This window comes from Pseudomonas sp. HMWF006 (assembly GCF_003061205.1).
GTDB classification, from domain to species: Bacteria; Pseudomonadota; Gammaproteobacteria; order Pseudomonadales; family Pseudomonadaceae; genus Aquipseudomonas; species Aquipseudomonas monsensis.
On the sequence record NZ_QAIU01000062.1, the window covers coordinates 1 to 9828 of the forward strand.

The 9828-nt window shown below is 61.7% G+C and carries 7 protein-coding genes and 1 pseudogene; 4 read left to right on the forward strand and 4 right to left on the reverse strand.

Annotation, left to right across the window (positions count from 1 at the left end; all coding sequences use genetic code 11):
* Together DBR24_RS02375 and DBR24_RS02380 are read right to left on the reverse strand one after the other, a co-directional pair.
* The coding region (locus tag DBR24_RS02375) for a histidine kinase dimerization/phospho-acceptor domain-containing protein (RefSeq protein ID WP_128613788.1) at window positions 1–1068 on the reverse strand (1068 nt) is incomplete at its 3' end.
* Complete coding sequence (locus tag DBR24_RS02380) at window positions 1068–1748, reverse strand: response regulator (protein ID WP_007908710.1); 681 nt, start codon at window positions 1746–1748, stop codon at window positions 1068–1070. The genes DBR24_RS02375 and DBR24_RS02380, both read right to left, overlap by 1 nt.
* A 253-nt stretch (window positions 1749–2001) precedes the next feature.
* On the opposite strand from DBR24_RS02380, the gene DBR24_RS02385 reads away from it, so the two are divergent.
* The 4 genes and pseudogenes from DBR24_RS02385 (at window position 2002) to dsbG (ending at window position 6153) form a co-directional block, all read left to right on the forward strand.
* Complete coding sequence (locus DBR24_RS02385; RefSeq protein ID WP_128613789.1) at window positions 2002–2712, forward strand: hypothetical protein; 711 nt, start codon at window positions 2002–2004, stop codon at window positions 2710–2712.
* Between the two features lie 82 nt (window positions 2713–2794).
* Window positions 2795–4531 carry a protein-disulfide reductase DsbD gene (gene dsbD, locus DBR24_RS02390; RefSeq protein WP_128613790.1) on the forward strand — a complete coding sequence of 579 codons (1737 nt, stop codon included), beginning with the start codon at window positions 2795–2797 and terminating at the stop codon, window positions 4529–4531.
* Window positions 4531–5407, forward strand: a pseudogene (locus DBR24_RS02395) (prolipoprotein diacylglyceryl transferase family protein). The gene dsbD and the pseudogene DBR24_RS02395 overlap by 1 nt, the downstream one beginning before the upstream one ends.
* A complete protein-coding gene (dsbG, locus tag DBR24_RS02400) occupies window positions 5383–6153 on the forward strand; it encodes a thiol:disulfide interchange protein DsbG (RefSeq protein WP_123466433.1) in 771 nt (256 codons plus the stop codon). Before DBR24_RS02395 ends, dsbG begins: the two are co-directional and overlap by 25 nt.
* Window positions 6154–6252: 99 nt before the next feature.
* On the opposite strand, the gene DBR24_RS02405 is transcribed toward dsbG, so the two are convergent.
* Window positions 6253–7077 (reverse strand): alpha/beta fold hydrolase, encoded by an 825-nt coding sequence (locus DBR24_RS02405; RefSeq protein WP_128613791.1) that lies wholly within the window; start codon window positions 7075–7077, stop codon window positions 6253–6255.
* A 217-nt stretch (window positions 7078–7294) separates the two neighbouring features.
* A partial coding sequence (locus DBR24_RS02410; protein ID WP_128613792.1) for a non-ribosomal peptide synthetase occupies window positions 7295–9828 on the reverse strand: 2534 nt, incomplete at its 5' end.

Genomic DNA, 9828 nt, shown 5'->3' on the forward strand with positions numbered 1-9828 from the left:
GTCCTGCGGCGTATGACGCAGGGCGTTGTCGAGCAGGTTGCGCAGCGCCGCAATCGACAGCACCGCCGGCATCTGCAGCGCAGCGGTCGACAGATCGGCCGGCAGTTTCAACTGGATCCGCAGGCGCTCACCGCCGGTGGCGTCGGCAATCGCCAGCCTGGCGACTTGCTCGGCGCTGCACTGCGAGCCGTCATCGAACGACAGACTGCCCTCGACCCGCGCCAGCAACAGCAATTGCTCAAGGGTGCGGTGCAGGCGGTCGGCGCCCTCCTCGGCCCGCGCCAGCGACTGATCACGGGCGCTGCCCTCGGTCATGCGCGCCACTTGCAGGTGGGTCTTGATTGCGGTCAGCGGGCTGCGCAGTTCGTGGGCGGCGTCACCGGTGAGGCGGCGTTCACGCTCGATGGTTTTGCCAATGCGCTGGAACAGTTGATTCTGGGTGTCGAGCAACGGTTTCAATTCACTGGGAAACGATTGCAATTGCAGCGGTTCAAGCGAATCGGCATTGCGCCGCATCAAGGCTTCGCGCAGTCGGTTGAGCGGCGCCAGGCCCTGTCCGATCCCCAGCCATAGCAGGCACAGACACCCGAGCAATGCCACGCCCACCGGCACCGAAGCGGCCAGCAGAATCGACATGTTCAACGCTTCGCGTTCGATTTGCCGATCGGCTGTGGTGATGCGGACATCGCCTCGGGCAAGGGTAAAGCTGCGCCACGGCGCACCGTCGATCATCTGATCGTGAAAGCCCATTTTCTCGGCTTCCAGAGCCTGCTCGGGACTGCTGTGACTGCGGGCGAGAATCTCCCCGCGCAACGAACTGACCTGGCACGCCATACCGCCGGGAATGTTCAACTGTTCGGCACTGAAATGCGTGCCCTCGCCCTTGCTCGGCAAGGCCGGCAATTGCTCCAGCAGCCCGGCGACCATGCGTGCGGAGGCCACCAGCCGCTGATCGAGGGAAAACATCATCTGATTGCGCAGATCGCTGAGCATCCAGGCCGCCGCCAGCGCCCAGATCAGCGCAAACGCGGCGCCGAGGGTCAGGCTCAGGCGCAGTCGCAGACTCATCACTTGCCTTGATCTCCACCGTCGGCCGGGCCCAGGCGATAGCCGAGGCCGCGCACCGTTTCGACGATGCCCTTGCCGAGTTTGCTGCGCAGGTGATGGATATGCACGTTCAGCGCATTGCTCTCCAGTTCATCGTTGAAGCCGTAGACGCTGTCCTTCAATTGCTCGGTGGACAGCACCCGGCCACGGTTGTGCAGCAACGCTTGAAGCAGCGATTGCTCGCGCCGCGACAAGTCCACCGGTTGCCCGGCCAGAGTGGTCTCGCGACTGCTCGGGTCGTAAGTCAGCGCACCGTGTTCGATCAGGTTGACACTGCGCCCGGCCACCCGCCGCAGCAGGGTTTGCAGGCGCGCGAACAGTTCGCGCAGATCGAATGGCTTGAGCAGGTAATCGTCGGCCCCCGCCTGCAAACCGTCGACCCGGTCAGTGACCGAGTCGCGCGCGGTCAGAATCAGCACCGGAATCTCCAGGCCACTCTGACGCAGTTGTTGCAATAACTTGAGGCCATCTTCGTCGGGCAGGCCGAGATCGAGCACCATCACGTCAAATTCGGCGACCTTGAGCATCGCCCGCGCCTTGGACGCGGTGTTGACGTGTTCGACCGTCAGGCCCTGAGCGGTCAGACCGGCAACGATCCCGCTGGCGATCAACTCGTCGTCTTCGCAAACCAATACGTGCATGGGCGCTCCATGAATAAAAAGGCGAGTCAAACAGGCGAGGATTAAGTGGCAATTATGGCCGCCGCGCCGGCTGACGGAAAGCGCGCCGCACGGTAACCCGCTCGCTGTGTGACCTGGAATTCGACCAGGTCAGACTAGCCATCGGTTTGATTACCAACACTGAAACAGTTTGCGCCTGTCTATCCGTTTGGTGCTGGTTTAGCCTGCGGTCGAAACTGACTGCTACTACAACCCTTAAACGGATTTAAGAACAATGCCTCATTTAAAAAATGTCGTCGCCGTGGATTGGCGCTCGGGGCCTGACCGGATCTACTTTTTTTTCAAGGACTCCAATACCTATTCACGCTTCAACATCGGCACCAACCGGGTGCCCGCCGAATATCCCGCCGAAGCCAACGCCGATAACTGGGGCGAGTTTCATCGACACGTGCGCAATCTGCGTTTTGGATTCACCACCACGGGAATCATTCCTGACGCGCAAAGTGGCTTCGACGACGATGTCTTGTGGCTTTTTTATAGCGACAATGGCCGACCGATGGTGTGTAAATACGATCAGGACCTGGATAAGGTCCGCAGCATGGAGCCTCTGGAAAATACCGTCTGGGCGCGACTTCGCCCTTACTTTGAGCGCATCGTTGCCGGTACCTGGTGGCAAATGACCGGTTCCAGTAGCCAGGTGTTCCGGTTTCTCATGAATGACGGCCATACCGTCGCAATCAACCTGTCCAACAGCGATATCCAGCACGAGAGCATCAACGCCGAATCCTGGCCGGGCCTTGAGCCTTACCGGGACAGGATCATCACGGCGGTGCAGAATGATCGTACGTTCGCGGCCAGTTACTTCTACATTTTCCTGAACAACAACCAATACATTTGCTACAACATGCAGCGCAATCGGGTGGAATACGGCCCTATCGATGTGGATGAAGACAGCTGGCCCGGTTTGCTCTGCGGCCTGCCTTGAACCGGGCGCCTCGGCCGGTTAATCATCGGTTAATCGCCACCGCCCATTGTGCACCTCACTTGCACAGGGACAAGGCTCCTCCATGCGTCATTTTTTTCTTTTGTTTGCTCTGCTGATGTCCAGCCTGGCCCAGGCTGGAAACAATCCATTTGATACAAAACCGGAGTTTCTGCCGGTCGACAAGGCTTTCGTGCTCACCTCCGAACGTCTGGAGTCTGGGGAAACCCAGTTGTTCTGGCAGATCACCGACGGCTATTACCTGTACCAGAAACGCCTGAAATTCGACGGTCTGGCGGTGGCGCAACAACCAGCGCTGCCTGAGGGTGAGTCCCACAGCGACGAGTTTTTCGGTGAACAGCCGGTGTATCGCCAAGGCCTGGAAGTGAAAATCCCGGCGACGGCCAGCGGGCAGATCAAGGTCAGTTACCAGGGCTGTGCCGATGCCGGACTGTGTTATCCGCCGCAAACCCGGGTCATTGATCTGGGCGGCAAGGCATCCGCCACCACGGCGAGCGACGAAGCACCGGATCAAGCCCTGGCCAGCAGTCTGCAACAGCGGGCGCTGGGCTGGAGTCTGCTGGTGTTTTTCGGCCTTGGCCTGTTGCTGGCGTTTACCCCGTGTTCGTTGCCGATGTTGCCGATTCTGGCGGGCATGATCGTCGGCAGTGGCGCGACACCCCGTCGTGGTTTTGCGCTCGCCAGCAGTTACGTGATCTGCATGGCACTGGTGTACGCCGCCATGGGCGTGATTGCCGCGCTGCTGGGCGCCAACCTTCAGGCCTGGTTGCAGAACCCGTGGCTGCTGGGGGCGTTCGCTGCGGTATTTGTGGTGCTGGCACTGCCGATGTTCGGCTTCTTTGAACTGCAATTGCCGGTGGCGTTGCGCGATCGCCTCGAACACGCCTCGCGCAGCCGCAGCGGTGGCAGCCTGATCGGTGCCGGTGTGCTGGGCGCCTTGTCCGGTCTGCTGGTCGGCCCATGCATGACCGCACCACTGGCCGGGGCCCTGTTGTATATCGCCCAGAGCGGTAACGCGCTGCACGGCGGCTTGATTCTGTTTGCGCTGGGCATCGGCATCGGTGTGCCGTTGTTGTTGCTGGTGACCGTCGGCAATCGCTTCCTGCCCAAACCCGGCGCCTGGATGAATCTGCTCAAGGGCATCTTCGGTTTCCTGTTCCTCGCCACCGCGTTGCTGATGTTGCGCCCGGTACTGGATTCGTCGTTGTGGCTGGGCCTGTGCGGCGCGCTGCTGCTGATCGCCGCGTTCTGCGCCTGGAAGCAATCGGAAGGGTATGGCCGGGTCGCGCAGGTGTTCGGCGCCATCTCGTTGTTGTTGGGACTGTGGGGCAGCCTGCTGATGATCGGCGCGGCGGGCGGCAGCGACGATCCGTATCAACCCTTGCAGGTATACAGCGCCGGCCGTGTGGCCAGCGCGGCACCAAGCGGTCATGAAGCGTTCACCACGATCAAGGACCCCGCAGCACTGCAACGGGAACTGGATGCCGCCACGGCCCAGGGCCAGTGGGTGCTGCTCGATTATTACGCCGACTGGTGCGTGTCGTGCAAAGTCATGGAGAAGCAGGTGTTTGGCCAGGCCAAGGTGATGCAGGCGCTGAGCGACGTGCGCCTGCTCAGGCTGGATGTCACCGCCGACAATGCGGCCAGCCGCGAACTGCTTGGCCGTTACAAGGTTCCGGGCCCACCGAGTTTCGTCTGGATCGGCGCCGACGGTGAAGAGCGCCGCAGCCAGCGCATCACCGGCGAAGTCGATGCCGAGACGTTCCTGCAACGCTGGACCACCACCCGAGACGCTCATTAATGCTGACTTTCACCCTCGGCACCTTTGCCATCGCGCTGAACCATCTGCTGCTGATCAGTGCCTTGGCGCTGGCGACCTTTGTCGGCTGGCGGGTGGCCAAACACGGTGGCGAGAACCCCGAGTCGGCGCTGTTCAGTCTGTTCCTGCTGGGCATGCTGGCGGCGCGTATCGCGTTCGTGGCGGTGTACTGGTCGCATTATCGCAATGACCCGTGGCAGATCGTCGACCTGCGCGATGGCGGCTTCCTCGCCTGGCCGGGGGTGATCGTGTTGCTGCTCGTTGCGCTGTATCGCGGCTGGCGGCGCCCGGGGTTGCGGCGCCCGCTGGGTTTTGGCGTGGCCAGTGGTGTGCTGTTCTGGCTGTTGGCGACCCTGTCACTGAACATTTACGAACAAGGCACCCGTCTGCCGGACATCGCCCTGCGTAACGCAGCCGGTGAAACCATCAAGCTCAGCGATTATCAGGGCGGTCCGCTGGTGATCAACCTGTGGGCGACCTGGTGTCCACCGTGCCGGCGCGAGATGCCGGTCCTGGAAAATGCTCAACTGCAACGGCCTGACCTTCCTGTTTGTCAATCAGGGCGAGAGCATGCAAAGCGTGGCGACATTTCTCGAAACCCAGGGCCTGAGCCTGACCAACGTGTTGTTCGACCGCAGCGGCCAAGTGGGCCAGGCCGTGGGCTCCATGGCATTGCCGACTACCCTGTTCTATAGCCCCGACGGTCGCCTGCTGAGCAGCCACCTGGGTGAGTTGTCCAATGCCAGTCTGGCTCGCGCACTGGAAAGTTTCGATGCACCACACTCCCAATCGAACCCGGCCATTGCTCCGGCCACCTCTGCAAGGAAACTGCCATGCCCCGCCTCCGCCACCTGCTGACGCTGACAATGGGCGCTGCCCTGTTGCATTTGCCGTCGCTGCAGGCTGCTGAAGAACTGCCTGCCGCGATCAAGCAGATCGAGGCCAAAGGCGCAAAAATCGTCGGCCAGTTCGATGCGCCGGATGGTTTGCGTGGTTACGCGGCGCAATACCAGAACCGTGGCATGGCGCTCTACCTGACCCCGGATGGCAAGCACGTGCTGCTCGGCAACCTGTACGACGCCGACGGCAAAGACCTGAGCAGCGAACCGTTGCAGAAACTGGTGTATGCGCCGATGGCCAAGGAAGTCTGGGCCAAGTTCGAGGCGAGCAACTGGATTCAGGACGGCAACAAGGATGCACCGCGCACGGTGTACCTGTTCAGCGACCCGAACTGCCCGTACTGCAACATGTTCTGGGAACAGGCACGCCCTTGGGTCAAGGCCGGCAAAGTGCAGTTGCGGCACATCATGGTCGGGATCATTCGCGAAGACAGCCCGGGCAAGTCCGCCGCGCTGCTGGCAGCCAAGGATCCGGCCAAGGCGCTGGAGGATCACGAGAAGGCTGGCAAGGCCAGTTCGCTCAAGGCCTTGAAGGACATTCCGGCGGCGGTGCAGACCAAACTGGCGGCCAACATGCAGTTGATGGAGGACCTGGACTTGCAGGCGACCCCGGCGATTTTCTACATGGACGACAAGGGTGAGCTGCAACAACAGCAAGGGGCGCCTTCGCCGGACAAGCTGGCGAAGATTCTCGGCCCCAAATAGCTCCGGACCTTTCAAAACCTGGCGGCCCTTTCGCGAACAAGCCCGCTGCCAACCTGGATTGAAATCCTCTGTGGCAGCGGGCTTGCTCGCGAAGAACGTTTACGCGGTGTGGCGGTTGCGCTCGCTCAAGAAGCTGAACAGCACCTCGTTCACAAACGCCGGATTCTCCAGACTGGAGATATGCCCTGCCTCCGGCACCAACAACCACGGGCAACCAATCAACTCAGCCATTTCCTGCGTTTCCGCCGGTGGCCGTGGTTTGTCCTGATCGCCGCACAGCACCAGCGTGGCCTGCGCATTCAACTCGCCCAGGCGTGGCAACAGATCATCCCGACTGAAGGTGATACGCCCCATTGGCACGATGCTGTCGCGCAGACGGTCAGACGAATACGCCGCCAGTTTCGCGCGGAAATCCTGGTAAAGCGCCGACTGCGGATCAATGCCCGGACGGAAGAAGATCGGCACGACGATGTCGAGCAAGAGGTCAGAGATTTCGCCGGACTCTTCGATCTGCTTGAACAGCGAAAAATAGTACTGGCGGGTAGGCTCTGGCTCGACGCCGACGTAAGTGTCCATCAGCACCAGGCCGTTGACCCGTTGCGGCGCCGACAATGCCAGGCGTACGCCCCACATGCCTCCGACCGACAACCCGACCAGAGTGACCTGGTCGATCTCCAGGTGATCGAGCAACGCCTGCACCTGACGGGCGATGTCGTCCAGCGAAGTGGTGCCTTGCGGCAACGCGCCGGACTCACCGTGGCCCCAAAGATCCAGGGCGATCACCCGATAGTGCGGCGACAGTGCAGCAATCTGCGGCGCCCACATGGCGGTGTCCCACAGATAACTGCCCGCCAGCAACACGGCCGGGCCGGTGCCTTGATCAATGTAGTGCAGCGCTTGTCCGTCAACCGTGAAAAAAGCCATCGACCACCCCCGCGGTAGAAAAAGAGAACCGGCAGCCTGAGCTGCCGGTGGTTTGTCGTCAACCTGGGAAATGTACGTGAATGTGCCGGTTTATTTGTGTTGAATTCACTGACGCCATCGCTGGCAAACCAGCTCCCACAGGTTCTACGCTGCACACAAATGTTGTGAACACGTTCGATCAGTGTGGGCGCTGGCTTGCCAGCAATGGGGCCGCAGATCACAACCCTTCCAGCTCCGCCATCAGGTCATTCAACCGATCCACCTTGTCCTCGGTGATGTCACTGGCCGCCAGGCCTTCGATGTACTCGGCCAGTTCCTGCACCGTGCTGCACTCGAACATCGCCCGCAGCGGCACATCGCGTTGCAGGGTTTTCTGCACCCGCGAAGCGATCTGCGTAGCCAGCAACGAATGCCCGCCCAACTCGAAGAAGTTGTCGCGCACGCCGACCTTGTCGACCTTCAGCACCTCGGCCCAGATATCGGCCAGGGTCTGCTCCAGCTCGTTGCGCGGGGCCAGGTAATCCGCGCTCTGCAACTGGCCGATCTCCAGCGCCGGCAGGGCCTTGCGGTCGAGTTTGCCGTTGGCGTTATGCGGCAGCTGATCCAGCCACAACCAGTGCAGCGGCACCATGTATTCCGGCAGTTCGCTGCGCAGGCGTTGCTTGATCCGTTCCAGGCGTTCGCTCGGATTGAGCGCCGAATCCGCCGCGACCAGATAGCCGACCAAGTGCTTGCCGTTGACCCCTTCCTGCACCCCGACCGCCGCATCACGGACTTCCGGTTGCTCGTGCAGACGCGCCTCGATTTCACCCAGTTCGATGCGGTAACCGCGAATCTTCACCTGATGGTCGACCCGACCGACGTACTCCAGCACACCGTCACTGCGGCGCCGCGCCAGGTCACCGGTACGGTACAGACGCTCGCCCGGCGCGCCGAACGGGTTCGGTACGAACACCGGCGCGGTGCGCAGCGGATCGCTGACGTAACCGCGACCGACGCCAGTACCGGCCACGCACAACTCACCCACCGCACCCAACGGCACCAATTCCAGCGCGCCATCGACCAGATAGAGCAGGTTGTTGTCGGTCGGCGTACCAATCGGCAAGTAGCTGCCGCGGGTCGAGGCCAGATCGACGCGAAAAAACGCCACGTCATCGGAACATTCTGCCGGACCGTAAGCATTGACCAGCCCGATCTGCGGATAACGCAACAGCCACTGATGCGCCAGTTCCGGCGGCATCGCTTCGCCAGTCGGCAGCATCCAGCGCAGGCCGTCGAGGCTCAGGCGCTCCGAGGCAAGCATGCCTTGTATCAGCGACGGCACGCTCTCCAGCACGGTGATGCCCTGCGCCTGCACATGCATCAGCAACCCCTGCGGATCGTGGGCGATGGCGTTCGGCACAATATCCACCCGCGCACCGAACAACGCTGCGGCGAGGAACTGCCAGACCGAAATATCGAAGCTTTGCGAAGCGGTCTGCGCGATCACATCGGCCTCACTCAAATCCAGGTACGGACGCTTGCTCAACTGGTTGTTGAGCATGCCGCGCTGCTCGACCATCACGCCTTTCGGCAGGCCGGTCGAACCCGAGGTGTAGATCACATAGGCGAGGTTGTCCGGGCCGCTGTGAATACCCGGGTTTTCCACCGATGTCGTCTGCGCTTGCAGCGTTTCCCAGACCAACAGACGCGGACGGTTGGCGCAGCTGAATTCATCCAGCAAGGCCTGCGCCTGTGCCTGGCAGGCGGCACTGCACACCAGCAACGGCGCCCGGCTCAGCTCAAGGATGCGTTGCAGGCGCTGGCCCGGCAGGCCGGGATCCAGCGGCAGGTAACCGCCACCGGCCTTGAAGCTGCCGATGATCATCCCGAGCAGATCGAGGTTACGCTCGGCCAGCAACGCCACCGGTTGATCCATCTGCAGCCCGGCTGCGACCAGGGCATGGCCGAGGCGGTTGGCGTTGTGGTTCAGCTCGGCATAGCTCAGTTGCTGATCGAGGTATGTGGCAGCGATGCGTTGCGGGTGCGCCGCCACCTGCGCTTCGAACAGCACCACGTAGCTCTGCTCCAGTGGATAATCGTGTGCGCTCTGGTTGCAACCGTGTAGCAGGAAGTCCTGCTCCTCACGGCCCAGCAATGGCAGTTCGGCCATGTCGCCATGGAAGCCATCGACCAGCGCCAGCAACAGACGCTTGAACTCGCCGAGCATGCGCTCGATGGTCGACTCGTCGAAGTAGCGCTGGTCATACGACAGATGCAACCCAAGGTCATCGCCCGGATAACACACCGCCGTCAACGGGAAGTTGGTGTGGGTGCGGCCAGAATCCGAGGTCGCGTTGAGGCTCTGCGCACGGTCCAGTACCGAGACTTCCACCGGCGCGTTTTCAAACACGAACAGGCTGTCGAACAGCGGCTGGCCTTTCGGCAGTTCGCTCTGTTCCTGAATGTTCACCAGCGGCAGGTATTCGTACTCGCGCAGTTGCATGTTGCTGTCGAGCAGCGCGCTCAGCCACTGGCGCACGCTGCTGCGCTGATCGTCCTCGGGCATTTTCACCCGCAGGGCAATGCTGTTGATGAACAGGCCGACGGTGCGTTGCATCTCCGGCATGTCCACCGGACGCCCGGCCACGGTCACACCGAACAGCACGTCACGATCACCGCTCAGGCGGCGCAGCACCAAGGCCCACGCCGCTTGAGCGAAGGTGTTCACTGTCAGTTGATGGGCCTGGGCCAGTTCACGCAGACGTGCAC

Bases quoted from the DNA above. Each gene is read 5' to 3' on its own strand.
- DBR24_RS02380 (WP_007908710.1), bottom strand. From the start codon at position 1,748: ATGCACGTATTGGTTTGCGAAGACGACGAGTTGATCGCCAGCGGGATC.
- DBR24_RS02405 (WP_128613791.1), bottom strand. From the start codon at position 7,077: ATGGCTTTTTTCACGGTTGACGGACAAGCGCTGCACTACATTGATCAA.
- dsbD (WP_128613790.1), top strand. From the start codon at position 2,795: ATGCGTCATTTTTTTCTTTTGTTTGCTCTGCTGATGTCCAGCCTGGCC.
- DBR24_RS02385 (WP_128613789.1), top strand. From the start codon at position 2,002: ATGCCTCATTTAAAAAATGTCGTCGCCGTGGATTGGCGCTCGGGGCCT.
- dsbG (WP_123466433.1), top strand. From the start codon at position 5,383: ATGCCCCGCCTCCGCCACCTGCTGACGCTGACAATGGGCGCTGCCCTG.